Annotated in this window: 26 protein-coding genes; 15 read left to right on the top strand and 11 right to left on the bottom strand. The window is 67.1% G+C overall.

All coding sequences use genetic code 11. The annotated features are described in order from the left end of the window. Positions 1-110: 110 nt before the first annotated feature. From AC4EEO_RS04130 to AC4EEO_RS04120, 3 genes are all read left to right on the top strand, one after another. Entirely contained in the window at positions 111-1,019 is a 909-nt protein-coding gene (locus AC4EEO_RS04130) for an ABC transporter ATP-binding protein (RefSeq protein ID WP_491330370.1), read from the top strand. Continuing rightward, the gene (locus AC4EEO_RS04125) at positions 1,016-1,900 is read left to right on the top strand and encodes an ABC transporter permease (RefSeq protein WP_285248511.1); all 885 of its coding nucleotides are present in this window, start codon (positions 1,016-1,018) and stop codon (positions 1,898-1,900) included. Before AC4EEO_RS04130 ends, AC4EEO_RS04125 begins: the two co-directional genes overlap by 4 nt. A gap of 83 nt (positions 1,901-1,983) precedes the next feature. Beyond that, entirely contained in the window at positions 1,984-3,099 is a 1,116-nt protein-coding gene (locus AC4EEO_RS04120) for an ABC transporter substrate-binding protein (protein WP_491339962.1), read from the top strand. 87 nt (positions 3,100-3,186) lie between these two features. On the opposite strand, the gene AC4EEO_RS04115 is transcribed toward AC4EEO_RS04120, so the two are convergent. Beyond that, on the bottom strand, positions 3,187-3,840 hold the full coding sequence (locus AC4EEO_RS04115) for a TetR/AcrR family transcriptional regulator (RefSeq protein WP_491330372.1): 654 nt from the start codon (positions 3,838-3,840) through the stop codon (positions 3,187-3,189). 100 nt (positions 3,841-3,940) lie between these two features. Between AC4EEO_RS04115 and AC4EEO_RS04110 the strand changes: the two genes are divergently transcribed. Beyond that, a complete protein-coding gene (locus AC4EEO_RS04110) occupies positions 3,941-5,080 on the top strand; it encodes a flavin-containing monooxygenase (protein WP_491339961.1) in 1,140 nt (379 codons plus the stop codon). Here AC4EEO_RS04110 and AC4EEO_RS04105 read toward each other — a convergent pair. From AC4EEO_RS04105 to AC4EEO_RS04095, 3 genes are all read right to left on the bottom strand, one after another. Continuing rightward, complete coding sequence (locus AC4EEO_RS04105; protein ID WP_133830409.1) at positions 5,049-5,750, bottom strand: esterase/lipase family protein; 702 nt, start codon at positions 5,748-5,750, stop codon at positions 5,049-5,051. The two genes, AC4EEO_RS04110 and AC4EEO_RS04105, sit on opposite strands and share 32 nt — an antisense overlap. A gap of 23 nt (positions 5,751-5,773) precedes the next feature. After that, on the bottom strand, positions 5,774-6,991 hold the full coding sequence (locus AC4EEO_RS04100) for an MFS transporter (protein WP_285319282.1): 1,218 nt from the start codon (positions 6,989-6,991) through the stop codon (positions 5,774-5,776). A gap of 76 nt (positions 6,992-7,067) precedes the next feature. Next, complete coding sequence (locus AC4EEO_RS04095) at positions 7,068-7,505, bottom strand: hypothetical protein (protein WP_491330375.1); 438 nt, start codon at positions 7,503-7,505, stop codon at positions 7,068-7,070. Positions 7,506-7,670: 165 nt separating this feature from the next. Here AC4EEO_RS04095 and AC4EEO_RS04090 point away from each other — a divergent pair, with 165 nt between their 5' ends. Further along, entirely contained in the window at positions 7,671-8,012 is a 342-nt protein-coding gene (locus AC4EEO_RS04090; protein WP_491330376.1) for a thioredoxin domain-containing protein, read from the top strand. 26 nt (positions 8,013-8,038) lie between these two features. On the opposite strand, the gene trxB is transcribed toward AC4EEO_RS04090, so the two are convergent. Beyond that, entirely contained in the window at positions 8,039-9,016 is a 978-nt protein-coding gene (trxB, locus tag AC4EEO_RS04085) for a thioredoxin-disulfide reductase (RefSeq protein ID WP_133830412.1), read from the bottom strand. Between the two features lie 203 nt (positions 9,017-9,219). Here trxB and AC4EEO_RS04080 point away from each other — a divergent pair, with 203 nt between their 5' ends. Then, positions 9,220-9,543, top strand: coding sequence for an aminoacyl-tRNA hydrolase (locus AC4EEO_RS04080; protein WP_018760610.1), 324 nt, complete (start codon positions 9,220-9,222; stop codon positions 9,541-9,543). Between the two features lie 168 nt (positions 9,544-9,711). On the opposite strand, the gene AC4EEO_RS04075 is transcribed toward AC4EEO_RS04080, so the two are convergent. Together AC4EEO_RS04075 and AC4EEO_RS04070 are read right to left on the bottom strand one after the other, a co-directional pair. Further along, positions 9,712-10,161 carry a hypothetical protein gene (locus AC4EEO_RS04075; protein WP_231369822.1) on the bottom strand — a complete coding sequence of 150 codons (450 nt, stop codon included), beginning with the start codon at positions 10,159-10,161 and terminating at the stop codon, positions 9,712-9,714. A 62-nt stretch (positions 10,162-10,223) separates the two neighbouring features. After that, positions 10,224-10,742, bottom strand: coding sequence for a MarR family winged helix-turn-helix transcriptional regulator (locus tag AC4EEO_RS04070; protein WP_109044268.1), 519 nt, complete (start codon positions 10,740-10,742; stop codon positions 10,224-10,226). Positions 10,743-10,959: 217 nt separating this feature from the next. On the opposite strand from AC4EEO_RS04070, the gene AC4EEO_RS04065 reads away from it, so the two are divergent. Beyond that, positions 10,960-11,718 (top strand): ANTAR domain-containing protein, encoded by a 759-nt coding sequence (locus tag AC4EEO_RS04065; protein ID WP_285319290.1) that lies wholly within the window; start codon positions 10,960-10,962, stop codon positions 11,716-11,718. Between the two features lie 503 nt (positions 11,719-12,221). Here AC4EEO_RS04065 and AC4EEO_RS04060 read toward each other — a convergent pair. Together AC4EEO_RS04060 and ftsW are read right to left on the bottom strand one after the other, a co-directional pair. Continuing rightward, a complete protein-coding gene (locus tag AC4EEO_RS04060) occupies positions 12,222-13,436 on the bottom strand; it encodes an MFS transporter (protein WP_491339960.1) in 1,215 nt (404 codons plus the stop codon). 28 nt (positions 13,437-13,464) lie between these two features. Continuing rightward, on the bottom strand, positions 13,465-14,709 hold the full coding sequence (gene ftsW, locus AC4EEO_RS04055) for a putative lipid II flippase FtsW (protein ID WP_491339959.1): 1,245 nt from the start codon (positions 14,707-14,709) through the stop codon (positions 13,465-13,467). A gap of 200 nt (positions 14,710-14,909) precedes the next feature. Between ftsW and AC4EEO_RS04050 the strand changes: the two genes are divergently transcribed. The 4 genes from AC4EEO_RS04050 to AC4EEO_RS04035 all read left to right on the top strand — a co-directional run bounded on the left by AC4EEO_RS04050 (position 14,910) and on the right by AC4EEO_RS04035 (position 18,474). Next, positions 14,910-16,445, top strand: coding sequence for an LCP family protein (locus tag AC4EEO_RS04050; protein ID WP_018760617.1), 1,536 nt, complete (start codon positions 14,910-14,912; stop codon positions 16,443-16,445). 71 nt (positions 16,446-16,516) lie between these two features. Next, a complete protein-coding gene (locus AC4EEO_RS04045; protein WP_026264332.1) occupies positions 16,517-16,843 on the top strand; it encodes an ArsR/SmtB family transcription factor in 327 nt (108 codons plus the stop codon). Then, entirely contained in the window at positions 16,840-17,547 is a 708-nt protein-coding gene (locus tag AC4EEO_RS04040; protein ID WP_018760619.1) for a cation efflux transmembrane domain-containing protein, read from the top strand. The genes AC4EEO_RS04045 and AC4EEO_RS04040 overlap by 4 nt, the downstream gene beginning before the upstream one ends. 3 nt (positions 17,548-17,550) lie before the next feature. Beyond that, positions 17,551-18,474, top strand: coding sequence for a cation diffusion facilitator family transporter (locus AC4EEO_RS04035; RefSeq protein WP_018760620.1), 924 nt, complete (start codon positions 17,551-17,553; stop codon positions 18,472-18,474). Positions 18,475-18,525: 51 nt separating this feature from the next. Here the strand turns inward: AC4EEO_RS04035 and AC4EEO_RS04030 are convergent, their stop codons facing one another. Further along, positions 18,526-19,695 carry an acyltransferase family protein gene (locus AC4EEO_RS04030; RefSeq protein WP_491339958.1) on the bottom strand — a complete coding sequence of 390 codons (1,170 nt, stop codon included), beginning with the start codon at positions 19,693-19,695 and terminating at the stop codon, positions 18,526-18,528. Between the two features lie 143 nt (positions 19,696-19,838). On the opposite strand from AC4EEO_RS04030, the gene AC4EEO_RS04025 reads away from it, so the two are divergent. Continuing rightward, positions 19,839-20,576 carry a GAF and ANTAR domain-containing protein gene (locus AC4EEO_RS04025; RefSeq protein ID WP_043423694.1) on the top strand — a complete coding sequence of 246 codons (738 nt, stop codon included), beginning with the start codon at positions 19,839-19,841 and terminating at the stop codon, positions 20,574-20,576. 302 nt (positions 20,577-20,878) lie between these two features. Here AC4EEO_RS04025 and AC4EEO_RS04020 read toward each other — a convergent pair whose 3' ends face one another. Next, the gene (locus AC4EEO_RS04020; protein ID WP_491339957.1) at positions 20,879-22,327 is read right to left on the bottom strand and encodes an FAD-dependent monooxygenase; all 1,449 of its coding nucleotides are present in this window, start codon (positions 22,325-22,327) and stop codon (positions 20,879-20,881) included. Between the two features lie 703 nt (positions 22,328-23,030). On the opposite strand from AC4EEO_RS04020, the gene AC4EEO_RS04015 reads away from it, so the two are divergent. The 3 genes from AC4EEO_RS04015 to AC4EEO_RS04005 all read left to right on the top strand — a co-directional run bounded on the left by AC4EEO_RS04015 (position 23,031) and on the right by AC4EEO_RS04005 (position 25,089). Beyond that, the gene (locus tag AC4EEO_RS04015; protein ID WP_133830423.1) at positions 23,031-23,363 is read left to right on the top strand and encodes a hypothetical protein; all 333 of its coding nucleotides are present in this window, start codon (positions 23,031-23,033) and stop codon (positions 23,361-23,363) included. A 143-nt stretch (positions 23,364-23,506) separates the two neighbouring features. Continuing rightward, positions 23,507-23,842: a YciI family protein gene (locus AC4EEO_RS04010; protein WP_018760625.1), complete on the top strand. Its 336-nt coding sequence runs from the start codon at positions 23,507-23,509 to the stop codon at positions 23,840-23,842. Beyond that, the gene (locus tag AC4EEO_RS04005; protein WP_491339956.1) at positions 23,842-25,089 is read left to right on the top strand and encodes an RNA polymerase sigma factor; all 1,248 of its coding nucleotides are present in this window, start codon (positions 23,842-23,844) and stop codon (positions 25,087-25,089) included. The genes AC4EEO_RS04010 and AC4EEO_RS04005 overlap by 1 nt, the downstream gene beginning before the upstream one ends. Positions 25,090-25,131: the final 42 nt, after the last annotated feature.

Below are 25,131 nucleotides of genomic sequence, written 5' to 3'. Positions count from 1 at the left end.
TTGCATGGGGGCAGAAAATGCACAAAACGTGCACTTTTGCGGCTAAAGCACACATCTTACGGAAGTCTTTCTGGCCGGAATGATCACTTCCTAAGCTTCACACAGTTCCAGTGACCAACATCACGAACCAGAACTACATGGACAAGAGACAGCGAGGTCTTGCAATGGACAGCACCCCCACACCCAGGCCGCCCGGGCCTCCGCAGAAGGCCGCCGAAGGGGCACGGATCGAAGTGTCCGGCCTGACGAAGCGTTACCTGACGCCGAAAGGCGAAACCTTCACGGCCATCCGTGATGTGACGGTAACCGTCGAGGCCGGACAGTTCTGCTCGATCGTCGGACCCACGGGCTGCGGCAAGTCCACCACCTTGGCCCAGGTCTCCGGCCTGGAGCGGCCCAGTGCCGGTTCGGTAAGGGTGGGCGGCAACCTGGTGGAAGGCATCACCAACGGCGTGAGCTACATGTTCCAGGCGGACGCCCTGTTCCCTTGGAAGAGCGTCCTCAGCAACGTCATGATGGGGCCCATCCTGCTCGGCATGCCAAAGCGGCAGGCCACGGACCTTGCCCGGGATTGGCTGCGCCGGGTGGGCCTGGCCGGTTTCGAGGACCGGTACCCGCACCAGCTTTCGGGCGGTATGCGCAAGCGCGTGGCCATGGCGGCGGCATTGATCAATAATCCGCGGATCCTCCTCATGGACGAGCCGTTCGGAGCGCTGGATGTGCAGACGAAGGCCATCATGCAGAACGAACTGCTCAAGCTTTGGGAGGAACTGCGGCCCTCGGTCCTGTTCATCACCCACGACCTGGACGAGGCGGTGGCACTCTCGGACCGGGTGGTCATCATGACCAGCAGCCCCGGGTCCGTCAAGGACGTCTTCGACATCGACCTTCCCCGGCCCCGCGGCAATGTCCAGGAAATCCGGCACGAGGAGCGGTTCCTGGAACTCCAGGGCCGTATTTGGGAATCCCTGAAGGACGAAGTCACCCGCGCCTATGCCCTGACGGCAGGTGCGGCATGACAACCGTTGCCCACCCCGAAACCCGCAAAAGCGAGACGCCAGTGGAACCAGAAACAGCAGCGAAGAGCGCCGGCCGGATCAAAGCCCGGCGCCGCACCACGTCCATCTGGATCGGCCGGGTGGTCCTGGCCGTCGCGGTGGTGGGCGGCTGGCAGTGGTTCACCACGGAAGGATGGGTTGACAAATTCTTCTTCGGCCAGCCCTCTGAAATCTGGGACAGCCTGGTCAAGCTCTTCACGGAAGGGACGGCGTTCGGCACCATCTGGGAGAACCTGGGGGTCACCGCCCAGGAGGCGTTCTTTGGTTTCCTGCTGGGAACCTTCGTCGGCGTGATCCTCGGCATCCTCCTGGGGTCCAACAAGTACCTGTCGGCCGTCGTCGGGCCCTACATCCGGATCGTGAATTCGATTCCGCGCATCGTGCTCGGCTCGATCTTCATCGTGGCGTTCGGGCTCGGGGTCTTCCCGAAAATCCTGCTCGCAGCCGTGCTGGTCTTCTTCGTGGTGTTCTTCAACGCTTTCCAAGGCGTCCGTGAGGTGGACCAGAACCTGGTGGCGAATGTGCGGGTGCTCGGCGCTTCGCCGTACCAGGTGGCGATGCACGTGACCATTCCCTCTGCGATGACGTGGATCATCGCCAGCCTGCACACCGCCTTCGGCTTCGCCATCATCGGAGCCCTTGTGGCCGAGGTGCTCGGCGCGCAGAAAGGCATCGGCCTGATCATCAGCCAGGCACAGGGGACCTTCGATCCCAATACGGTCTTCGCCTGCATGGTGATCATCGCCGTCGTCACTCTCTTTGCCGAATCCCTGATCAACCTCCTCGAACACAGGCTCCTCAAATGGCGCCCGCCGAACCGTTCCGAGGCCCAGGCCATCTGACCCCGGACCCAGCTTTCCAACCCGCACTACCCGTAACCCACCCCCATGTCCCGATCGGGACAAACAAAAGGATGCGTAAAACAATGATGATGAAGCGCCCTATTCTTGCCGCGGCAGCAGCCGGAGCCGTCGCCCTCAGCCTGGCGGCCTGCGGCAGCAGTTCAACCCCTGCAGCCAGCGGCAGCTCCGCCGGCGGCAGTGCGTCCGCCGGAACCGGTTCCATGCCCACTGTGAAGATGATGGTGGGCGGCATCGACAAGCAGATCTACCTCCCGTACCAACTGGCCCAGCAGCTGGGCTACTACGAGAAGTACGGGGTCAAGATGGAACTCTCCACCGAGCAGCAGGGCGGCGTCGGTGCGGAGGAGGCCATGGCGTCCGGGCAGGTGGACATGGCCGGCGCGTGGTACATCCACACCGTGGACTTCCAGGCCAAAGGCAAGAAGGTCACCAACCTCATCCAGCTCTCCGGCGCCCCCGGCGAGCGCATCATGTGCAGCCCCAAGGCAAACGTCCACTCCGGAGCCGACCTCAAGGGCAAGACTGTCGGTGTCACGGACCTCGGCTCCGGTACCGACGAACTCACCCAGTTCATTGCGTCCAAGGCCGGCCTGTCCAAGAGCGACTACCAGACCATCGCCGTCGGTGCCGGCGCCACCGCCATCGCCGCCATCCAGCGCGGGTCCGCCGACTGCGTCATGACCACCCAGCCAACAGTGGGCGCCCTCGAGGCCAAGAACCTTGCGGTTCCCGCCATTGACCTGGCTACGGCGGATGGTGCCAAGGCGGCCCTCGGCAGTTCGCTGCCGTCCGCAGGCCTGCTCGCCCAGGCGGACTGGGTCAACAGCCACCAGGATGAAGCCCAGAAAGTGGTGGATGCGCTGGTGGACACCATGCACTGGATCAGCACCCACTCCGCCCAGGAGATCGCGGACAAGCTGCCGCCGGCCTTCGTCCAGAACAGCACCATCAGCAAGGACGACTACGTCAAGGCATTGGACCAGGACAAGGGCCAGTTCCTCCCTGACGGCATCATGCCCGCCGGCGGCCCCAAGACAGTCTTTGACGAGGAGAAGACCATCGGGGTTGATACCTCCAAGGTCAACATGGCGGATACGTTCGACCAGAAGTATGCCCAGGCGGCGCTGAAGCTTGAGGGCTACACCGCCACCACCACCCCGGCCGGCTCCGACGGGTGATACCGTCCGGGACACAGTAGTTACGCTCCTCCGGAAGGCCGACAAGGCTTTCCGGAGGAGCGTTTCACTTATAGGCGCAACCCCGGCTCAGGACCGGTCCAGCAGCAGCCGGCACCAGGCATCGCCCAACCACACGGCGAACCGTTCCGGATCCCAGCCGCGCTGGCCCACCAGCAGCCCCCAGTACTCCGGCCCGTTCATGCTCCATACAGCGTCGGCGAGTTCCGCGGCCGGCAGGTCGGTGCGGAGCTCCCCTGTCGTGGCGAGGTCCGCGATGAATTGGCGCATGTTGGCCGCGCGCCGGTCCGAGATCTCCCGCCAGAGCGCGCCGCAGTCCGGATCGGTGCCGGCCGCATCACGGAGCGCCTCGTACACCGGCGCCAGCCGGGGCTGGATGTGTGCCAGGGCCTGGGCGTACAGGGAGATCTTCTCGGCCGCCCGCGTCGCCTCGCGTATGCGGATCACGTAGTCCCGGCGCTCGGCCGGGACGGCCTGGCCGGTCCCCGAGATCGCCGTCTCCACCACCCCGCGCAGGAGGTCCGGCTTCCGCCCGATCGTGGCGTAGATCGTGTCGACGGCGACACCCGCCCGCCGGGCGATGGCCGCAACGGTGGCGGACCGGTACCCCTCGCCGACGAACAGGTCCCGGGCAGCGGAGAGCACCGCGTCCCGGGTTGCCGCCGCCTGTTCCCTCCGCAATGGGGAGTTGTAGCGGCGTGCCTGGGCATTGACTTCACTCATCGCCGGGCCTAGCCTTAATTCATCCGAACATCTTTCGGATGAATTGTAGCAGGAAGCCCGGGACCGCAGCGGAGCGGCACGGACGGAAGGGCAGGACACCGTGTCGGAGCACTTCACCACCGTGGTCATCGGCGGCGGCCAGGCAGGCCTGGCCATGGGCTACCACCTTGCCCGCCTCAACCGGCCGTTTGTGATCCTGGATGAACAATCGGCAGCCGGTGACAGCTGGCGCGCCCGCTGGGACTCCCTCAGGCTCTTTACCCCGGCCCGGTACGACGCCCTGCCAGGCAGCCGGTTCCCCGCACCGCAATGGTCCTTCCCCTCCCGCGAAGAGTTCGCCGATTACCTGGACCGCTATGGTGAAGAGTTCAGGTTGCCGGTCCGGCACAATGTCCGGGTCACCGGCCTCCGCCACGACAGCCACGCCTTCGTCATCGACGCCGGCGGCCGGCGGTTCGAAGCCGACAACGTGGTGGTCGCCTCCGGCTGGGACCGGAAACCCCGGATTCCCGCCTTCGCCGGGCAGCTCAGCCAGGCCATCCGGCAGCTCACAGCCGGGAGCTACCGGAGCCCCCGTGACCTCGCGCCGGGACCGGTCCTGGTGGTCGGCGCCGGCAATTCAGGCGCGGACATCGCCCTGGAACTTGCTTCCACCCGCACCACTTACCTGTCCGGCCGCCATCCGGGCGAAATCCCCTGGCGCGTCGACGCCGCCGCCGCCCGCCCGCTGACGCTGGCCGTCTTCTTCGCCTTCTCCCATATCCTCACGCTCGGCACGCCCGCCGGCCGGAAGGCCCGGCCCCGGGTCCTCTCGCACAGCGGGCCACTGGTCAGGGTGAAGAACCGGGACCTGGTCCGCGCCGGCGTCGTACGCGTTGCCAGGACGGAAGGCACCAAAGACGGCCTTCCGCTGTTGGCTGGCGGGAGGACACTGGAAGTGGCCAACGTCATCTGGTGTACCGGATTCACTCCGGACCTGGACTGGATCCACCTGCCCGTGATGGGCGCGGACGGCCAGCCTGCCCAAGACCGGGGCGTGGCCGCCAGCCAGCGCGGACTCTACTTCCTCGGCGCCACCTTCCAGCATTCGCTCGCCTCCTCCATGGTCCACGGCGTGGGCCGCGACGCGGAATTCATCGCCGGCAGGATCGCGGCAGCCGCGGCACCGGCGGCAGCCGCGGGATCATCAACTGCAGCACCGGATGCGGTCAGGCCGGAAGGCTCAACTGCTCCACAATGATCCTCGCGGTCCCGGGGTCGCCAAGGATCCGGAAGTGCCCGGCCACCGGCAACTCGATATTGGTGGCGCCGGGGAGCACGCTGCCCTCCGGGATGTGCGGGTCGAACGGGCCGTACAGGGACGTGATGCGGCTGTTGATGGTCTGCTCGCGCGCCATCTGCAGGGTTAACGCGTTGCGCGGTGAGAAGATCCGCAGGCTGGGCAGCAGCATGTACCGGGCGTAGCGGGAACCGGAGAATGGTGCGCACACGGCGATCATCCGGTCGATCCGGTGCTCGGGATCCAGGGACAGCATGGTGTATTTGCCGATCAGCCCGCCTTTGCTGTGGGCCACCAGGATGGCGTTGTGCAGGCCCGCCTCCTCCAGGTGCTGGGCCACCAGCCTGGCGGCGTCCGGGACCTTGAGTTTGTTGCGCTGCAGCACAGTGACCACGTGAACGGGATGCCCGGCATCATGGATGGCCCGGATGAGCGGCATCATGAACTGCCAGTTTTCATAGACGCCGGGGATGATCACCACGGGCTGCAGGGTGCCGGTCCGGAAGGAGGCCGGCTGCACGCGGGAGAGGAACCCCCTGACCTGCCAGCCGGTGGCATAGGCATAATCCTGGGCCCACCACACGGCTTTGTGCAGGGGGCTGATGCGGGCGCTCACGCCGGGGTCGGTCATGTGTCGAGAATAGCCTGCCGGCGTCAGTAGTTCCGGCGATGCTTGAGGCGGGGAAGGACGACGCCGAACACGGCCGCCGCCGCGAACCCCAGGATGCCCGTGGCTGAGATCCCCGGCCCCAGGGAGGCCAGTGCCGTCACCCCGGAGAGGAGCACCGGGCCCCCGGTGGACCCGGCGTCCGCCATGAACCGCCAGAGTCCCAGGAACTGGCCGCGGCCGCGATCCGGCGAGAAGTCCGCTCCCAGGGTCATCACCAGCCCGGAGCTGATGCCGTTGCCGAAGCCGATCAGCAGCGCAGCCAGCAGCAGTCCCGTGAAGGATCCGGTGAGCGGGATCAACAGCAGTGCGGTTCCCATGAGCAACGTGGACGGGATGGCCACCCATTGCCGGCCTTTGCGGTCCATCAGTTTGCCGGCGGGATAGAACACCAGCATGTCGATCGCACCGGAGAGGCCGTAGATCAGGGACGCGGAGGTGGCGTCCATGCCCAGATGGTCGGCCCAGAGCGGGATCACCACCTGCCGGGAGGACCGCAACGCACTGAGCAGCAGGATGCCCACGCCCAGCGAGAGGAATACGCCGGCGTGCGAAACCGCGACGCTCCGGAGCGTGGGCTGGGCGGCGCCGTCCCCGCCCGGCGGGGCGTCCGGCACGGCCAGGTCCGGGATGGTGAGGGACAGCAGGGCTGCCGCGGCCATGGCCACCACGCCCACCCAGTACGCGCCGGCGATGCCGAAGAACTGCATCACGGCCGCGCCCGCAAAGGGGCCGATGAACACTCCGATACGGTTCACCCCGCCCAAGGTGGACAGTGCCCTGGCACGGAACGCCACGGGCACGGCCTCGGTGAGGTATTTCTGCCGGGCCAGGCCGAACACCGCACCGGACATCCCGACGACGGTCATCGCCACGGCCAGCAGCCAGAGTCCGTTCGGGGCCAGCGCGGAGGTGGCGGCGGCGGCGAGGGCCAGGCCGGCGGCGACGGCGGCGCCCACGATGGACCAACGCTCTCCGAAGCGCAGGGTCACCAGGGACGCGGGAAGGTTGAAGAACCAGGAGCCCAGGCCGATGAGGGTCACGATGAGGGCTGCCACGGCCACTGATGCGCCCAGCTCGCGGGCCGACAATGCCACCACCGGGAGGATGGCACCCTGGCCGATTCCGAAGAGCAGCGTGGGACCGAACGCGGCGACCGCAATACTGCGCAGGTTGAAGGGCTGGGCGTCATCCGGGGAAGTCATCAGATTTATCCTATGGCCGCCGCCAACGCATCAGGGCCGTGACGCGAAGGACGGGGTGTGGCAGCGCCCCCGGCCCCTAACGTTTCCTGGGCCGGGGCTCGATGCCCGCCAACGCCCGGACCAGGTTGACCAGCTCCGCCACAGCCCCAATGACCGAGCCCGCCATGGCGATCACCAGGAGCACCCGCACCAGCACCGGCCAGCCGGTCCAGCCGCCCGTGAAGTCGAAGGGGAAGACCTCCCAGACGCGGACGGTGGCGGCCAGGCCGAAGCCCAGCGCCACCAGGTTTCCCACGGCCCAAAGGGCCCGGGCACGGATCAGGACGCAGACCACGCCCACCACGATGCCGGCGATCAGGGACGCGTTGATGAGGTCAAGGACGCGGACCATGCCGGAGGTGAGGAAGGGCAGCACCTGCCACCCGGGCCAGATGTTGATCCCGTACAGGAGCAGGGCATTGACCACTGCGGAGCCAACGTTGCCGCTCCCGCCGGTGGAAGTCCGGTCCGCCATGGCACCACCCTCCCCCGGCCCCACCGCATGCCGAAAGTGCCGAAGGTCCCCCCACCGGCGTGCGTCCCGGCGGTAAAAATACAGGGGTCACAAAAGGGCCGGCGAGGAGTAGCGTTCGCCTTATGGGGCGCTGATTCGTGCCCACCGCCAAGGGGAGGTCATTTCATGGGTGAAGTGTGGGTTCGCACTCTGGGCAACGGGTTGGTCCGGGCAGACCGGGTCACCGAGATTGCGTCCACCCGGGGGTCCTTGCACGAGGACCGCGGGTATTCACTGAAGGTCATTGTGGACGGCAAGGGCCACGTGCTGATTGACGACGCCGGCCTGCAGGGTTCCCTGCAGGAGCGCCTGGAGTATGCCCGGCACATGGAGGATGCCCTGCTGCTCGCCATCGACGAGGCTCGCGAGAACGACGCGTCGATGGTGATCTCCTACGAGCCCGAACGCGAGCGCTGGTCTGCCGCTCCGGTCTCTGTATTAACGGGCAGGCTCCCCGAAGTGGTCTGACCCCGGGGGCCCGCCGCCGGACTGCCTCAGTTGTGCGTCGGTTCCTCCACCAGCGCGGTCGCGATGCTGGCTGCGTCCTCCAAGGCTGCCAGGAAGCGTTCCGCGTCCAGGGCAGCCGCGCAGCCGGTGCCGGCCGCAGTGATGGCCTGCCGGTACCGGTGGTCAACGGCATCGCCGCAGGCGAAGACTCCGGCGAGGTTGGTGCAGGTGGTGGGGGCATCCACTTTGATGTAGCCCTCCTCGTCCAGATCCACTTGGCCGGCCACGAGTTCGGTCCGCGGCAGGTGCCCGATGGCCACGAAGATGCCGGTGGCGTCCTGGTGCCGGGTTTCGCCGGTGCGGGTATCCGTGAGGGTCACGCCGGTGACCTTGCCGTCGCCGTGGATGGCGCTGACCGCGGAGTTCCAGGCGAACCGGATCTTGGGGTTGTCCTTGGCCCGCTGCGCCATGATGCGGGAGGCCCGCAGTTCGCCCTTGCGGACCACCACAGTGACGGTCTTGCCGAAGCGGGTCAAGAAAGTTGCTTCCTCCATGGCGGAGTCGCCGCCGCCCACGACGATGATGTCCTGGTCGCGGAAGAAGAACCCGTCGCAGGTGGCGCACCAGGAGACGCCGTGGCCGCTGAACTTCTTCTCCTCCGGCAGGCCGAGTTCCTTATAGGCGGAGCCGGTGGCGAGGATGACCGCCTGCGCCTCGTACGTCTCCCCGCCGCCGGTGACCACGCGCTTGACGGGGCCTTTGAGCTCAACGGAGGTGGCGTCGTCGTACTCGATACGGGCGCCGAACTTTTCCGCCTGCTGCTGCAGGCCGTCCATCAGCTCCGGGCCCTGGATGCCGCCCGGGAAACCGGGGAAATTCTCCACTTCGGTGGTGTTCATCAGGGCACCGCCGGCCGTGACGGAGCCGGCCAGGACCAGCGGGTTCAGTCCGGCGCGGGCGGCGTAGATGGCGGCGGTGTAGCCGGACGGGCCGGAACCGATAATGATCAGCTGTTCTTTGCTCATGGGATGTCCTTCGGAGGCGGTGCTACTGGGCGTGCCTTGATCACATCACGGATCAGAGCGGGAGGGCCAACGTTCGCTTCGATGTCATAAAGGCCGCGGTGTTGCGCACATCACATTCTGTCCCTACTCTGGTTGAGGCTTAAGCAAACAGGCCATGCAAGAAGCTGCAGCGTCGCAGCCAATGCCGGGGAAGGCTTTACAACGTGAATTCGAAGCTTAATATCGTGGTCCGGATTGACCTGGACCACAGCAAGGCCCAGGTGATTGCAAAGGGGCATATCACCATCCACAGCATTAACGCACTCTATGTCGTGGCCAAGCGTGCCAACTCCCTCAAAGGGGGCCTGGACCTGGAGCTTGATATCTCCAGCGCCTGGGTGGACGAGGATGCGCTGGAAATGCTCCGTTCCGCAGCCCGGTCCAGGCACCTGCCGGCCAAGATCGATCCCGGCCAGGCACCCTGCACCATCAGCGTGCTGGCTGACCGGCGGCATCGTTCCGCGACGCCTGCCCGCCAGGCCGCATAGCCCGTCCCGGCCGCTCGCCGCGCCCCCTGATCGGGCCAGAGCCGGCCGGCCACATTTTCCTCTCCCGCTTTAACCAACGAAGTGCAGCTGCACCCGAACAGACGGGTGGCTGCACTTCGTGACGTCATGGCTTTCTTCCGGGAGTTTCGGGTCGAACAGCTCCTGGACCTACAACAGCCGGTCGCTGCCGGCGAGGAACTCCCGGAGTTCCATCTGGGTCAGGCCCGCCGCGTCGCTCAGGGCGTCCGGCGCGGCACCCAGCCGGGAGGCGCCGCGCACGGCGTTGGCAAACCCCTCCTGCGCGGCATCCAGCTCCCACTGGATGCTTTCCACCCGCGCGGAGGCCAGCCGGACCGCTTCCAGTGGATCTCCGGCAGGTTCGCTATCCAGCCTGTACCCGCAGGCACATGACCATTCGGAGGAGCCGAGCTCAAGTGGAGCCCAGCCGAGGGAAGCAATGGGGACCGGGGAGGCCGTCATTTCCACGCCGCAATGCATGGGGGCCGCGGGTGCCGTGATGTCCAGCGCCACGCTTTCCGCGGGCCGGGCGGGAGTCTCGGTGTCTATCGTCACCGGGATCGAGTGCCCGGCCGCCTGAGGTTCAAGTACTGCAGTCATTCGATCCACCATCCGATAGTTCACTAACAATGTAGCTAGTCTAACTAGGATTACTTCGTTGTCTACCGGGATCCAATGTGCGGAGCCATGTTGACGGCGTCCACCGCCTCGCGCATGCGCATCAGGAAGTGCATCACCGCTTTGATTTCCTCCGGCGACAGGGACTCGGCGGCCTCGAGCATGCGCTTATGCATTTGGTTGAGGTTATGCCGGACTTCCTCGTCGGCTCCGGGTGCGGGCCGGAGAATGATGGCGCGGCGGTCCGACGGGTGGCGTTCACGCGTTACATGGCCGCTGGCAACCAGCCGGTCCACGAGCGTGGTCATGGAGGCCGAGGTGATTCCCAGCCGGCCTGCCAGTTCCGTGGGGCGTACGCCCACGCCGGCGGCTTCTGCGTCAATGAGGTACCGCAGGGCCAGGAGATCGGTCTCCCCCATGGCGGGCGACGAGCGGGTGCGCCGGCGCATGGCGGTTTCGGATGTGCGGAACTCCCGGAGGGCGTTGATCACATCAACGGCCCTGGGCTCTGTGTCTTCCAGGGTGGGGTACGAGTAGCCTTCGCTTGCACCATGCGGGTTCATGCGAATTCCTTCGATATCCTACTTGCTTGGCTGTCTAACGAATCTATCGTAGCCCATCCGCCGGCCCGGCCCCCGAAGAGCCCGGGCAAGTACCTGCGCCGGCCGCCGGAAAAAGTAGAGTACCGGCTACTCGTGCACGCGCCCTGGCCACCCAATAAATTGCAGGGAAACCTGCGGCGGCCGATGCCACTGGGTACGACTTGAATGGGGGTGCGGGGTGGCGGTTGGCCCGGCACATAACAGGGGACCCGAACGGCAAGGGTTCCTGCTGGACCTGATAACAGGTACCGAGGACGACGCCGGCTCCCTGCAGACGCTCGCCGACGCAGGGGCCAGGTGGCTCAGTACGACGGCCGGCTCAACGATCGAGTGCGGCGCCGTGCTGCACAGGCAGCGAACCTACGCCGCCGGTGCCGGCAGCACACCGGGAGCAGCCCGCTTCGCGGCGGCCGAGGAGGAACACGGAGACGGGCCCACGGCGCTGGGCGTGGCGTTGTCAGCGCCCGTGGTGGTCAACCCCACGGGCTCCGCCGCGCGCTGGCAGGCGTACCGTCACCGGTTGCTGGACGGCGGATACGGAGCGGCATTGGCCCTCCCCCTCGAACTGCGGCCCGGATCGTCGGGAGCCCTGGTGTTCCTGGCCCACGGCAACTACGCCTTCATCACCCGGATCACCAACGAGGCGGCCTGGTTTGCCGGGGTGGCCTCACAGAGCCTGAAGCTGGCCTTGGACGTCCACGGCGTCATCCGCTCCGGGGACAACCTGAAGCAGGTGCTGGAGAGCAGGACCTCCATCGATGTGGCCTGCGGTGTGCTGATGGCACAAAACCGCTGTTCCTACCCCGAGGCCTTCAGCAAGCTCGCCGGGGCGTCGCGGCACCGCAACCTCAAGGTCCGCAGCGTTGCGGACAGCATCCTCAGCACCATGCCCAGCGGCGCCGCGGGCACCCGGTTTGAGCCCCAGGCGTTTGCCTGAGGACTACCGGAAGGGCAGCGGCGTACCGGTACCCGGAGGGGTTAGTGGCGCGCCCGCGCCCGGATGAGCCCGGCCGCGACGAGCCCGGCAGCTCCGAGGGAAGCCAACATGCCGCCGAGAGCCACGAAGTAATCTGTAATGGTCATTGCCCTGCGCTCCGTCCATGCCACTGAAACTGCCTGATGAGCCCAAGCTACGCGCCGAGTCTCAGCGTTTCCCGAAGGATCGCCAGCAGGTTTGGTCAAGATCTGATGAAAATCAGCTGCGGGCATCCACATAGTTCGGTTCCCCGATCTTCCCTTTGGCGGGGCGTTCCGTATTATTCATGCATGTGGACAAAACAAAGCCAGAGCTACTGCCCCACCTGCGGCAGAGCCACTAAGCACGTCACGCATTTCCGCAAGGACGACGCCGGCTCGCTGGTTGCGGAGGTCCGTTGCAGTGAGTGCCCCGAGATTGAGAGTGCCGTCGCCTGAGTCCCTTCGGCGCCTCCTCCGGCCGGCTTATGGCCTGCCGGCGTGCGGACGGACGACGACGAAGATCATCAGGGCCACTGCCTGCACCCCGGTGATGGTCACCGCCAAGGCCGGAATTGATTGTTCATAGAGCAGGCCGATGAGGAAGCTTCCCGCCAGCCAAGCAAGGCCGTAACAGGCAGTGAACATCCCGTATGCACTCCCCCGCCGGGCTGCGGGTGCCAGCCCCGCGACGCCGGCCCGCATGGTGCTTTCCTGGACCCCCATGGCCGCTCCCCACACCAGCACCCCCGCCACCGCAAGCGCTGTGTTGTTGCTGAAGCCAAGCCACGGGACTGCTGCGGCCAGCACCGGCAGGACCACGAGGACTTTCAGGCCCACCCGGTCAAAGAGCCACCCGGAGGCCAGGGCCGCGACGGCGTCAACTCCCATGGCCACCGCGTAGAGGACCGGGACCAGCGCGGGCGGAAGCAGTCCGGCCTGCACCAGGTGGAACGAAAGAAGCCCGAACGTGGCGTAGCCAAACATGGTGAGGCTGCTGAACGCGGCGTAAATCCAGTACTGCCGGGGCAACGGGGCAGCCTTGCCGGGCGGTGCGGGTGGAGCCCCAGGACGGGCATCGGCCTGCGGGGTGGCGGGTTCCGCGGGCGGCTGGCCCGGGACGGTCTCGTAGGCGGCCGGGTCCGGCACCTTGTTCTTCAGCCAGAACAGCAACAGCATGGCCGCCAGCCCGGGGATGGCCAGCAGCAGGAATCCCGGCCCGTAGCTTCCCGTCAGGGCGAGCGCCGCCCCTACCAGGAGGGGCCCCAGCAGTGCTCCCACCTGGTCCAGCGCTTCGTGCAGCGCAAAGGCCTTGCCCTGGCCCAAGGCGGAACCAGCCTCAGCCAGCATGGTGTCTTTGGCAGGGCTCCGCACGGCCTTGCCCAGCCGTTCGGCCAGGACCAGGAGGCAGGCGATCCACAGTGCATTGCTGATGCCCAGGAGCGGCACGGACAACGCCGTGAGGGCATAGCCGGAGATGGCAAGGGACCAACGCAGTGCGGGCCGGTCCGCGAGGCGCCCGAACAGCAGGCGGAGGACCAGGGCGACGGCCTCACCCGCCCCCGTGACCACGCTGACGAGGAGGGCCGAGGCACCCAGGGCGCCCAGGTAGGGCCCGGTGACGCTCCGCGCGCCCTCGTACACCATGTCCATCAGGGCACTGACGATCCCGAAGGCCACAATGAAGCGGACAGCCGTCATGGGCGTTCCCGGAACGGCCCTCCCGGCGCTACCGCTGGTATTCGTGTTCCCTCACCCGCTTCGCCGGGGCGGCAGCTTTGGCCGGGGACTTTGTGTCCGGATGTTCCGGCCGGGTCACGGCCAGGATCACCCCGATGCCGGCCAGGGAGGAGACCATGGCCGAGCCGCCGTAGGAGATGAACGGCAGCGGGACACCGATGACCGGCAGCAACCCGCTCACCATGGCGATGTTGATCACCGCCTGCCCCAGGATCCAGGTGATCACGCTGCAGGCAACGATCCGCGAGAAGGTGTCCGTGGTGCGGGCAATCGTCTTGAAGACCGTGATGGCAAGGATCGCGAACAGCCCGAGGACCAGGAGGGTGCCGGCCAGCCCAAGTTCTTCGCCCAGGATGGAGAAGATGAAGTCGTTGTGGGCTTCCGGGATCCAATTCCATTTCTGCCGGCTCTGCCCCAGGCCCACTCCGAACCAGCCGCCGGAGGCAAGCGCGTATGCGCCGTGCTGCGCCTGGTAACCCATGCCCTGGGCGTCCTCGTCCGAACCCATGCCCAGCCAGGACGAGATCCGGCCCATCCTGTTGCCGCTGGTTGCCGCGAGGACCAGGGCGGCCACAACGCAGATCAGGCCGGCCACGGAGAACACCTTCATCCGAACCCCGCCGTAGAACATGGTGGCGGCAAGGATCAACATGATGATCATGGTGGTGCCGAGGTCGTGCCCCAACGCCACGATGATCATGATCAGCCCGCCGGCGGGGCCCAGCGGTACCACCGCATGTTTCCAGTTCGCCAGCAGGGCCTGTTTCCGGTCCAGGATGGCCGCGGCCCAGACAATCAGCGCCAGCTTGGCGAACTCGGAGGGCTGGGCGGTGAATCCGCCTACACTCAGCCAGTTCCGGTTGCCGTTCACGGACATGCCCAGCGGCGTGAACACCAGGACCAGCGCTGCCAGTGACCCGATCAGCATGGGCCAGCCCAGGCGCCGGATCCGCCGCACGGGCATCCGGGCCAGAAGCAGCATGATCACCACGCCTGCAACGGTCCACATGGCCTGCTTGAGCGGGAGATCGTACGGATTGTTTCCTGCCGCCACGGATTCCACGGACGACGCCGACGCCACCTCCACGAGCCCGATCGCCGAGAGCGTGAGGACCACGGCCAAGATCAGCGGCCGGAGGCGACCCGGCGAGTCATCCTCCAGCCAGAGGGTAAATCGTCCCCATCCGGGCCGGCCAGGGCGGGCCGCGCTGCGTTGCTTTTGACCTGTATCCATCTGTCCGTTCCTCAGCCTGCACCCCGGGCTTCCTCCACGGCCGGGCCCATCTCCGGGGCGGGTACCGCCGAGAAAAAAGAGTACGCCCCCGCCGCCCGGGGACCGCACCGGCGCGGCCGGGAAACCGGCATTCTGGGGAAATTGCCAGCTTGGCCCTGTAGGGTAGCGGAAACCTGTCCCCTCCCGAAGGTCATTTCGTCGTGTTCGGTTCCAGAAAATCTCCCGGCCCGGAACAGGAAGGCTCCACTCCCGTTGCCTATCCGGGCCAAGGCGAGCTGTACGCCGCCAGTTCCCGCCACAGCAGGCCCCGCCGCCGTGCCCCGCGCTGGGTCAAGGCTGTGGTCGCCGTCGTCTCCGTGCTCCTCCTCGGCGTCCTGGCGTTCGGCGGCTACTGGGCCTGGCGCCTGCAGTCCAACATCAGCACCGCGGCGCTGACCGCCGGTGGCGAACGCACCGAAGGTGCGGTCAATGACAGCACGGACCGGATGCAGATCCTGGTGCTGGGCTCGGACACCCGGAGCGGGAACAACAGCGAGTACGGCAGCGCGGACGATTCCTCCGGCTACGGACAGTCCGACGTAATGATGCTGCTGGACATCTCGGCGGACAACAAACACGTCAACGTGGTGAGCTTTCCCCGCGACCTCCTGGTGAACATCCCGGCCTGCACGGACCCGAAGACCGGCCAGAAGTATCCCGCACAGCAGGGCGCCATGATCAACAGCGCCATGAAGCAGGCTGGAATCGGCTGCGCAGTGGACACCGTGAACAAGCTCACCGGCCTGGAGATCGACCACTTCATGATGGCCGATTTCAACGCCGTCAAGGAACTGTCCAACGCGGTGGGCGGCGTGGACGTATGTGTCAGCGACGCCGTGGACGATCCCGATTCCGGGCTGCACCTGCCCGCCGGCACCTCCCAGGTGCAGGGTGAACAGGCGCTGGCGTTCCTGCGCACCCGGCATGGTTTCGCCAACGGCGGGGACCTGGGCCGGATCAAGGCCCAGCAGGGATTCCTGGCCTCGCTGACCCGCAAACTCAAGTCCGAGGGAACACTCAGCAACCCGCAAAAGGTACTGACCATCGCTGATACGGTCACCAAGAACCTGACCGTGGATTCGGGGCTGTCCTCCGTGCCGTCGCTGCTGACCATCGCCAACCGGCTGAAGAACATCGATCCGGCGAGCGTCAACTTCATCACCACTCCCACCGTCCCGGCACCGCAGGACCCCAACAGGCTGGCCCTGGACGAGCCGGCGGCCGCCAACTTCTTCGCTGCACTGCGCAGCAATCCGGACCTGAGCCAGCCGGCCACCGCCGCCCCCACCCAGGCACCCGCGACACCCGCGGCACCCGCCTACGACAAGGCGCTGCAGCCGGTATCCGTTGCCAACGGCACCGGCGTGACGGCCCGAAGCACTGCCATCGCCGGCCTGTTGGCCGACGCCGGCTTCACCAAGGTGACCAAGCTCCAGGCCACCGTCCGCACCCAGACCATGGTCTACTACAGCGCCGGGTATGAAGACGTGGCAGCGGACGTCGCCGCACTGTTCGGCCTGCCGGCCGGCAGCGTCCAGCAGGTGGCCAACATCCAGGGCGTGCAGCTCTCTGCCGGCACCGACTTCGTGACGGGCACCAAGCCCGCCACACCGCCGTCGTCAGCTGATTCCGGGAGCGTGGTGGCGCAGACCGGAAGCGACCAGACCTGCCAGGCCACCAACACCTCCGGCTACTAGCAACCCGGGGACCGTCGCAGTCCCCAAAGTACACAGTTGCCTGAATACAGCCAGCTATGTACTTTGGGATCATGCAAACCCTCACGCAGGCTCCCGTGCTGGCCCGGTTCGGCTACGCGGTCTCAGACCCAACCCGCGCCCGTGTCCTCCTGGCGCTTTCCGGGGCAGCCTCGTACCCCTCGGACCTGGCGGACAGCCTCGGCGTGTCACGGCAGAGCATGTCCAACCACCTGGCGTGCCTGCGCGGCTGCGGCTTGGTGGTTGCTGTTCCGGACGGCCGGCGCACACGCTACGAGCTCGCGGATGCCCGGATCGGCCACGCCATCACGGACCTGATCAACGTGGTCCTGGCCGTGGACCCCACCTGCTGCGGCCCCGACGGGAACGTGGCGCGATGACAGCACTCCACATGCCCGGCACGGAACGCCGGCGGGTCCTCAGCCGCCGGATCCGGCTCTTTGCAGCGGCCACCATCACCTACAACGTCATCGAGGCCGCCGTGGCGCTGTGGGCGGGCGGGGTGGCCGACTCCTCGGCCCTGATCGGCTTCGGGCTGGACTCGGTGATCGAGGTGGCGTCCGCACTGGCGTTGTCCTGGCAGTTCTCCGCCAAGGACCCGGAGCGGCGCGAGCACCTGACGCTGCGGATCATCGCCGTGTCCTTCTTTGCCCTTGCCGCGTTCGTTGCCGTGGACGCCGTCCGCTCGCTGGCAGGCGCGGGAGAAGCGCAGCACTCGGTTCCCGGCATCGTCATCGCGGCCCTGAGCCTGGCCGTCATGCCAGTCCTGTCCTGGGCCCAGCGCCGTGCCGGCCGCGAACTCGGCTCCCGGACGGCAGTGGCCGATTCGAAGCAGACCCTGCTGTGCACCTACCTCTCCGCCGTGCTGCTGGTTGGCCTGGTCCTGAACAGCGCCTTGGGCTGGTGGTGGGCGGACGCCGGGGCAGCACTGGTCATTGCGGCAATCGCCGTCCGTGAAGGCGTCAGCGCGTGGCGCGGGGACCCCTGCTGCGCGGTTCCGCACGCGGAGCAGGACCCGGCCGGCGACGACTGCTGCGGGCCGGCTCCGCAGTCCTTGGGCATGCCCACCATGAGGAAAGGCTGACCCGTGGGCAGCGGACACAGCCACTCCCACGGCGGAGCCGACCACCACGGCCAGCGCGGAAAGCTGCTGCTGGTTTTCGGCATCACGTTTACCGTGATGCTGGCCGAGATCCTCGGAACGGTCCTGACCGGAAGCCTGGCCTTGCTGGCGGACGCCGGGCACATGTTCACCGATTCCGCGGGGCTCCTCATTGCCGTGATTGCGGCATCCCTTGCCCTGAAGCCTGCCACCCACACCCGCACCTGGGGTTACAAGCGCGCCGAAATCATCGCCGCGGCCGGGCAGGCCGCATTGCTGCTGGGCGTGGGCGGATTCGTCATTGTGGAGGGCATCCGCCGGCTGTTTGCCCCTCCCGAGGTGGGCGGCTCCCTCATGCTGTGGTTCGGCGTCATCGGCCTGGCCGGCAACGCGGTGGGGCTTGTGGTGCTCGCCTCCGGCCGTCACCACAACTTCAACATGAAGGCCGCGTTCCTCGAGGTGCTCAACGACGCCCTGGGTTCCATCGCGGTGATCGTGGCAGCACTGGTCATCGCCCTGACCGGCTGGACCCGGGCGGACGCCGTCGTGTCCCTGCTGATCGGTGCGCTGATCATCCCGCGCACCCTCAGCCTGCTCCGGGACACCGTGAACGTGCTGATGGAAAGTACTCCCCCGGGCCTGGACCTGGCCAAAGTACGGGAACACATCCTGGCCCTGCCGCACGTCATCGACGTCCACGACCTGCACGCTTCACTGGTGGCCTCGGGCGTTCCGGTGTTGTCCGCCCACGTCACCGTGCAGGATCAGTGCATGCGCGACGGGCACTCGGCAAGCATCCTGGCCGACCTGCAACGCTGCGTGGCCAAGGACTTCGACGTCAGCATCGAGCATTCCACCTTCCAGATCGAACCCGCTGCGCACCGTGACCAGGAAAGCATCCAGCACTGACGGCACAGGCCGCCTGCCGGCCGGGCCTTCGGCCGCCGCGAGCCGAGTGGCTCAGGCGGCCACCGGCTCCTTGGTGCGTTCCTGTGGTACCGGCACGACGGCGGGTTCCAGCTTTGCGTTGGCCCACTGCCGGAGCGGCCGCTCCACAAAGCGGAACGACGCGTACGCCACCAGCACGGTGAGGACCGCGGTCAACGCGATCCGGAGGGGCAAAGCCGGGATCAGCCGCATCAGCAACAGGTACACCGGCAAGTGCCAGAGGTACATCGCATACGACAGGTCGCGGCCGGGGTTGGCGAGCCACGGGTGGCTCAGGATCCGCGCCAGGAACCCTGCCGGCTCAAGCACCAAGGCTCCTATCAGCACCGCTGACAACAGGGCGAGCACCGCGGGCCCGGCAGCCCAGAAAACCGTGAACCACACGCCAGGTGTGTCTGGTTCCCGGAACAGGAACAGGGCGGCCCCCAGAGTGATGGCCGCCAGCGGGGCTCCCCAGCGGGCCACGGACACCAACCCACCGTGCAGCCGGGAGCCGGTCCGCACGGAGGTGAACAGCAGGGCCAGTGCGCAGCCAATCAGCAGCTCGTCGGCGCGGGTATCCGGGCCGTTGTAGATCCGGGCCAGCGGCTGGCCCTCGGTGACCAGCAGGATCCGGTTCAGCAGGAACGCGCCGGCCACCGCCAGCGTGGCGAAGGCGACGGTGCGGACCTTCCACAACCGGAGCATCACCAGCAGCAGGAGCGGCCACACCAGGTAGAACTGCTCCTCGACGGCCAGGGTCCAGGTGGGGCCCAGCGTTTCCCCGGCGACGGAGTCGCCGAACACGCCAAAGTGCGCCAGGTTCATCACGTAGGCCGCGGCCGGCAGGACGAAGCCCGCCTGTCCGCCCCAGCCCGAGGCCGGGAACAGGAGGCCTGCCACGAGGATCACCGCGCAGAGCGCCAGCAACGCCGGCCAGAGCCGGGCCAGGCGCTTGGCGTAGAAGATGCCCAGGTGGAGGCGGCCGGTGGTGCTCCACTCCTTCATGATCAGCAGCGTGATCACGAAGCCGCTGAGCGTGAAGAAGACGTCGACGCCGATGGATCCCCCGGGGACAAGATCGGTGGCCGTGTGAAAAAAGAACACTCCCGCCACGGCGATGGTGCGGAGCCCGTCCAGGGCATGCTTGCGCCCGGCGATGAGCCCCGTTCCGGGCAAGGCCGGGCGCTCCGCGGCTGACAAAATTCCACTGCTTGACCTAAAAACCACTAAGCAAGCATATATAACGTTTCCATAACTGCCCTGTGTGGAAGCTGGGCGGACGCTGAAAACGGGGCCCAACATCGTGGCTTGTGGCCGGCCGGCGCGCCTTCTACATTGAACACATGGTGGACCAGGACATGGCAGAAGATTTCGAGCGGCTCGTCGAACTGATCGGCGGCACGGAAGACATCAAATCCGTGTTGGACGCCATCACCACGTTTGCGGCGGCCACCATGACGGACACCACCGGCACGCCTATTGAATGCGCCGTGACCCTGCGCCGCCGCAAGCACACGGCCACCATTGGCGGCAGCAGCGATACTGCGGTGGTGCTGGACAGGATCGAACAGACACTGGGAGACGGGCCCTGCGTCGACGCGCTGGAGACCGGCGTCCCCGTCCTGCTGGGGGACGTGGACTCCGACCCCCGGTGGCCCGAGTACCGCCAGGCCCTCGCAGCCGCGGGCATCGCCAGCGCGCTGGGGGTGCCCATGAAACTGCAGGACGACGCCGGGGCCGTCCTGGATTTTTTCGCACCCGCCAGCGGGCTCTTCAGTGAGCGGGCGGTGTCCGAGGCGGTCCGGTTTGCGGACATGGCGGGCATGGCCCTGCGCCTGGCCATCCGGATAGCGTCCGCGGACCAGCGTGCCGAGCACCTGAAGGCCGCGATGGACACCAGGACCGCGATCGACGTGGCCTGCGGGATCATCATGGCGCAAAACCAGTGCAGCAAGGACCAGGCGTTTGAAGTGCTCCGCCGGGCCTCCAATACGCGGAACCAAAAGCTCAACGATCTTGCCCAGTCGCTGGTGGACCGGTTCACGGGCTCCCAGCCCACAGCCGCCTACTTCGAGGATTGAGGTTGCACGCCGGCGGCGTTCCCCGCCGGCCCGGGAGCCAGCGACGCTGCTTACTCCCGGAGTGTACGGCGTGGATGTGGCCCACCCCCGAATCATGGATTTCCCTTGGGCCACATCCGCGCCAGCTAGGGGGAGGCGGATGCACGCCCGGAAGCGGCTCGGGTATTGCGGGGAGTGCGGTCACGGATATCCTCAGACGGTGCGTTGCTGGCCGTCTGCCTGACCTTGGGCCAGCCTACAAGCACCTGCCTTCCGGCAACAACGTGCAAGCGCACAATTTTCTGTCAAGATCATGCAAGGATTCAGCGGGCTGGACCCAACCACTCCGCCATCGCTTCCGGCAGGCCCGACACCGAGTGCCCGCCGGCCCAGGCCACGTAGCCGTCCGGACGCACCAGCACTGCCGTCGGTGCAGGCACCACGCCCAGCACCGGAAGCTCCCACGCGCCGTCGTACGTCCCGGAAACCTGCCGCACCCGCCCAGTCCACGCACCCGCGTCCAGGCCGGCACCGCCCAGTTCCAGCAGCACTGGCCGCGCCTGGTGCAACAGCTCATAAACCCGCACGGATCCCCCAACGGTGGCGATATCCAGGTCGGGCATCCGGCGTCCCACGAGGGGGTGGCCCGTGCCAGGACCGTAGGCGACGTCGAGGCCGGTGACCAGTGCCGTCACCGGATCGGCGGCGCCCTCGCGGCGGAGGACCTCATCCAGCAGGTCCCGCAGCGCCTCCTGCCGGGGATCGGCCTTCTGGAACAGGGACTGCGCCATGGTGTATTTGAGCGCGCGGGCGCCTGCCGGGTGGCGTTCGGCATGGTAGGTGTCCAGCAGGTGGTCCCCGGATATTCCGCGGACCACCTGCGCTAGCTTCCAACCGAGGTTCACGGCATCCTGGAGGCCCAGGCCAATGCCCTGCCCGCCGGTCGGGGAATGGACGTGGGCGGCGTCGCCGGCCAACAGGACGCGGCCCTTCCGATAGGACTCCGCCTGCCGGGTGGCGTCGGTGAAACGCGAGAGCCAGGCAGGGCTGTGCACGCCGAAGTCCGTGCCGAACACATCGGTCAAGGCGCGGCGCAGGTCCTCCAGCGTGGGCTCTGTGGCGGGGCCCAGCTCCGCTTCGGTCACCACCACCCGGACCATGCCGTCCCCCATCGGGTACAGCCCGTGGATGCCGCGGGCATCCACTGTGCCCTGCTGCACGGGTTCGCCGGCCACCTTCACCTCCGCGATGAGGCTGCTGCGGGTGGCGTCCGGGCCGGGGAAGTTGATACCCGCCGAGCGCCGCACCACGCTGCGTCCGCCGTCGGTGCCCACCACAAACCTGGCCCGCACGGGTCCGCCGCCGGCGAGCTGGACGTCGGCGCCGTCGTCGTCCGCAACCACGCCGGTGACCTCCACGCCCCGCCGGACCTGCACGCCCAGCTCCTCTGCCCAGCCCAGCAGCAGCCGCTCGATGTGGTTCTGGAACAGGGCCAGCGTGTACGGGTGGCGCGTGGGCAGGCCGGCCAGGTCCAGCTGGGTGGCGCCAAACGTTGCCGCCTGAACGGTCTTGCCCTCGGCAAGGAACCGCTCCGCGATGCCGCGCTGGTCCAGCAGTTCAATGGTTCGCGCGTGGATTCCACCGCCGCGGGAACCGGCCAGTTCCTGGGACGGCCGCCGCTCCAGGACCAGCGCCTCCACGCCCGCCAGGCGCAATTCCGCCGCGAGCATCAACCCCGTGGGCCCGCTCCCCACTATCACCACATCATGCATGTTGTCCCCGCCCGTTCCTGCACCCGCCAGCCGGGATGCGGCACCCAGTATGCGTCAGCCCGGGGGCCTTGCGGCAAGCCCCCCGGAGCGAGGTACCTTGGAAATACAGGGAGGACTGCCCCCTCTAAAGCAGGCGTGCCGCCTTCTCCAGGTTGGGGGTCCCTGAGAAGGCGGCACTGCGTCCAAAGTACTTGCCGGCGCCTGCGGCACAGCCCGCCAGCTGCTCTTTCGATCGAAACTTTAACAATTCCTTTACGCCGTGCGGAACGGCCCGCCCCCAGGACGCGCGTGCGTCATCGGCCGGTGGGCACGCCGTTTACGCCGAATTCACCCGCCTTTACACCTGTCAAGACTGTTTGCGCCACACCGGTCCTCCGTACGCTGTGGCGTAGGCCGCACAGCGGCCATGGACGCCACACAGCGCCGTTCCGGTGCTGAACACAGGGCATAGCCCCGACTTTGCATGGCGAACGGTCTCCTCCCCGTCTTGGTGGTGCGCCAACCACATTGCTCAATTCAGGCAAAAATGGAGAAACCAAAAATGAGGAAAATACTAGTGCGCCTGCTTCTGGCGACGCTCTTGGCAGCGATGGCGCTGCTGGCTCCACAAGCGGTCCAGGCCGCCCCGCCGGTCCCGGCGTATCCTGCGTGCCCCGGTTTTGACGTCACGCTCAGTTCGACCGGTGGGACACAGGACGTCCGCATGACACGAATCAAGGACGGAATCATCTACACCGTCGTCGCCGGCCGTGGAACAACCATCACGGTGACCAATGCCGAATCCGGAAAGTCAGTAACGTTCGGCACGAAGGGTTCGGTCACCAGGAGCGCCACGGACATCGCCACCGGCGACATTACGTGGTCGCTGTCCGGCGCAAACCTGGTCCTGTTGTTCGACAAGGTTGACCTCGGCGGACCGTCCACCATCCTGTACACCGGTGTGGTCAAGTACACCACTGACAGCAACTACACCCTGACCCAGCCCTTCCAGCAGCAGTCAGGCACGCAGCGGAACATCTGCGCTGAGCTGGGCTAGGCGGACACTCGTCCGGGCGGCGGCATAAACTCCGCTGCCCGGGCGAACTTTTTTAGAGCGTTGTCGATCCGGGCTTCCCCCGCGCGTCGTATGGGTAGGGGCTCCAACAGTGGGCTCTTATTGACAAGCGAAGGGAGTTCAAAATGTCCAAGTATCTGATCCTGATTTACCAGGACGAAGCGGTGACCAGGCAGGCCGAAGGCGAGTCGATCAGCGCCAACTACCAGGAGTTCATGGAACGCCGCGGAGCGTCCCTGATCAGCGGCGCCGCCCTCCACCCGTCCTCCACGGCGACATCCATCCGGCGCGACGGGGCCGGCGGGTTCGTGGTGACGGACGGCCCGTTCGCCGAGTCGAAGGAGACCCTGGGCGGTTACTACCTGGTGGAGGCGGCCGACCTCGACGAGGCGCTGCAGATCGGCAAGGAGGTTCCCGCCGGCGTCGGGGTTGAGGTGTGGCCGGTCCGGGTGGTCAGCTGATGGCGCGGGCCGCCGGCTCGGCGGTTGCTGCCGCGGTTGCCGATGCGCACCGCCGGGAGTGGGCGTTCGTGCTGGCGGCCACGGTGCGGGTTGCCGGGGGCATCGACGCCGCCGAGGAAGCCGTCCAGGACGCCTACGCCAGCGCCTTGTCCACCTGGGGCGGGACCGGTATCCCGAGCAATCCCGGGGCTTGGCTGACGGTGACGGCACGACGACGGGCCTTGGATATGCGGCGCCGTGCGGCAACCGCGCAACGGGCTTTGCCGAAGCTCTTTGGCCGTGAGGACGACGACGGCATGTTCCCGGAGGGGGACGATATTCCGGATGAACGGCTGAGGTTGATCTTTACCTGTTGCCACCCGGCCCTGCCCTTTGAGGCAAGGGTGGCCCTGACACTGCGGCTGCTCTGCGGACTGTCCACTGCAGAGGTGGCGCGGGCGTTCCTGGTCCCGGAGGCCACCATGGCGGCACGCATCACCAGGGCGAAGAAGAAGATCACGGCCGCAAACATCCCTTACCGGGTGCCGTCGGCGGACGAACTGCACGAGCGCGTGGACGGGGTGCTGTCGGTGGTGTACCTCGTGTACACCACCGGGCACACGGCGCCGTCAGGAGCTGACCTGATGCGCCGGGACCTTGCCGAGCGCGGTGTGGAGCTTGCCCGGCTGCTGCGTGAACTGTTTCCTTCCGACCCCGATGTGGCCGGGCTCCTGGCCCTGGTCCTGCTGACCGAAGCGCGCCGTGATGCCCGGGTGGACGGGAATCGGGACCCTGTCTTGTTGGAGGACCAGGACCGGTCCAAATGGGACCGGCACGCCGTCACGGAAGGAGTGGCGCTCCTGCGCGAGGCCCTGGTGTCGCGGCCACCGGGCCGCTTTGCCCTCATGGCGGCGATCGCCGCCGTCCACGACGAGAGCGGGTCCTGGTCCGGCACCGACTGGCAGGAGATCCTTGGCCTTTACGACCTGCTGATGGAGTGGTGGCCCTCCCCCGTGGTCCGGCTCAACCGGGCCATCGCCCTGGGCTTCGCCGTGGGGCCGTCCGAGGGGCTGGCCGAACTCGATGCGCTTGGTGCCGAGCCGCAGCTTGCCAGGTACCCGTACCTGGCTGCGGCGCGCGGTGACTTCCTGGTCCGGCTGGGCCGGCCGGATGAGGCGCGGGTGGCGTTCGAGGAGGCATTGATCCTGACGGACAACGAAGCCGAGCAGCGTTTCCTCCGTGCCCGCCTGTCCGGCCTGGCCGGCTGACACCGCCGGTTGCCGGTTCGCCGTGGCCCGCGGCAAAGGGAA

This window comes from Pseudarthrobacter sp. MOO13 (genome assembly GCF_058267655.1).
Note: the sequence above shows the minus strand (reverse complement) of the source record. Positions and strands in the feature narration are given on the sequence as shown.

Bases quoted from the DNA above. Each gene is read 5' to 3' on its own strand.
- AC4EEO_RS04125 (WP_285248511.1), top strand. From the start codon at position 1,016: ATGACAACCGTTGCCCACCCCGAAACCCGCAAAAGCGAGACGCCAGTG.
- AC4EEO_RS04120 (WP_491339962.1), top strand. From the start codon at position 1,984: ATGATGATGAAGCGCCCTATTCTTGCCGCGGCAGCAGCCGGAGCCGTC.
- AC4EEO_RS04115 (WP_491330372.1), bottom strand. From the start codon at position 3,840: ATGAGTGAAGTCAATGCCCAGGCACGCCGCTACAACTCCCCATTGCGG.
- AC4EEO_RS04105 (WP_133830409.1), bottom strand. From the start codon at position 5,750: ATGACCGACCCCGGCGTGAGCGCCCGCATCAGCCCCCTGCACAAAGCC.
- AC4EEO_RS04100 (WP_285319282.1), bottom strand. From the start codon at position 6,991: ATGACTTCCCCGGATGACGCCCAGCCCTTCAACCTGCGCAGTATTGCG.
- AC4EEO_RS04095 (WP_491330375.1), bottom strand. From the start codon at position 7,505: ATGGCGGACCGGACTTCCACCGGCGGGAGCGGCAACGTTGGCTCCGCA.
- AC4EEO_RS04090 (WP_491330376.1), top strand. From the start codon at position 7,671: ATGGGTGAAGTGTGGGTTCGCACTCTGGGCAACGGGTTGGTCCGGGCA.
- trxB (WP_133830412.1), bottom strand. From the start codon at position 9,016: ATGAGCAAAGAACAGCTGATCATTATCGGTTCCGGCCCGTCCGGCTAC.
- AC4EEO_RS04075 (WP_231369822.1), bottom strand. From the start codon at position 10,161: ATGACTGCAGTACTTGAACCTCAGGCGGCCGGGCACTCGATCCCGGTG.
- AC4EEO_RS04070 (WP_109044268.1), bottom strand. From the start codon at position 10,742: ATGAACCCGCATGGTGCAAGCGAAGGCTACTCGTACCCCACCCTGGAA.
- AC4EEO_RS04060 (WP_491339960.1), bottom strand. From the start codon at position 13,436: ATGACGGCTGTCCGCTTCATTGTGGCCTTCGGGATCGTCAGTGCCCTG.
- ftsW (WP_491339959.1), bottom strand. From the start codon at position 14,709: ATGGATACAGGTCAAAAGCAACGCAGCGCGGCCCGCCCTGGCCGGCCC.
- AC4EEO_RS04045 (WP_026264332.1), top strand. From the start codon at position 16,517: ATGCAAACCCTCACGCAGGCTCCCGTGCTGGCCCGGTTCGGCTACGCG.
- AC4EEO_RS04040 (WP_018760619.1), top strand. From the start codon at position 16,840: ATGACAGCACTCCACATGCCCGGCACGGAACGCCGGCGGGTCCTCAGC.
- AC4EEO_RS04025 (WP_043423694.1), top strand. From the start codon at position 19,839: ATGGTGGACCAGGACATGGCAGAAGATTTCGAGCGGCTCGTCGAACTG.
- AC4EEO_RS04020 (WP_491339957.1), bottom strand. From the start codon at position 22,327: ATGCATGATGTGGTGATAGTGGGGAGCGGGCCCACGGGGTTGATGCTC.
- AC4EEO_RS04015 (WP_133830423.1), top strand. From the start codon at position 23,031: ATGACACGAATCAAGGACGGAATCATCTACACCGTCGTCGCCGGCCGT.
- AC4EEO_RS04010 (WP_018760625.1), top strand. From the start codon at position 23,507: ATGTCCAAGTATCTGATCCTGATTTACCAGGACGAAGCGGTGACCAGG.
- AC4EEO_RS04005 (WP_491339956.1), top strand. From the start codon at position 23,842: ATGGCGCGGGCCGCCGGCTCGGCGGTTGCTGCCGCGGTTGCCGATGCG.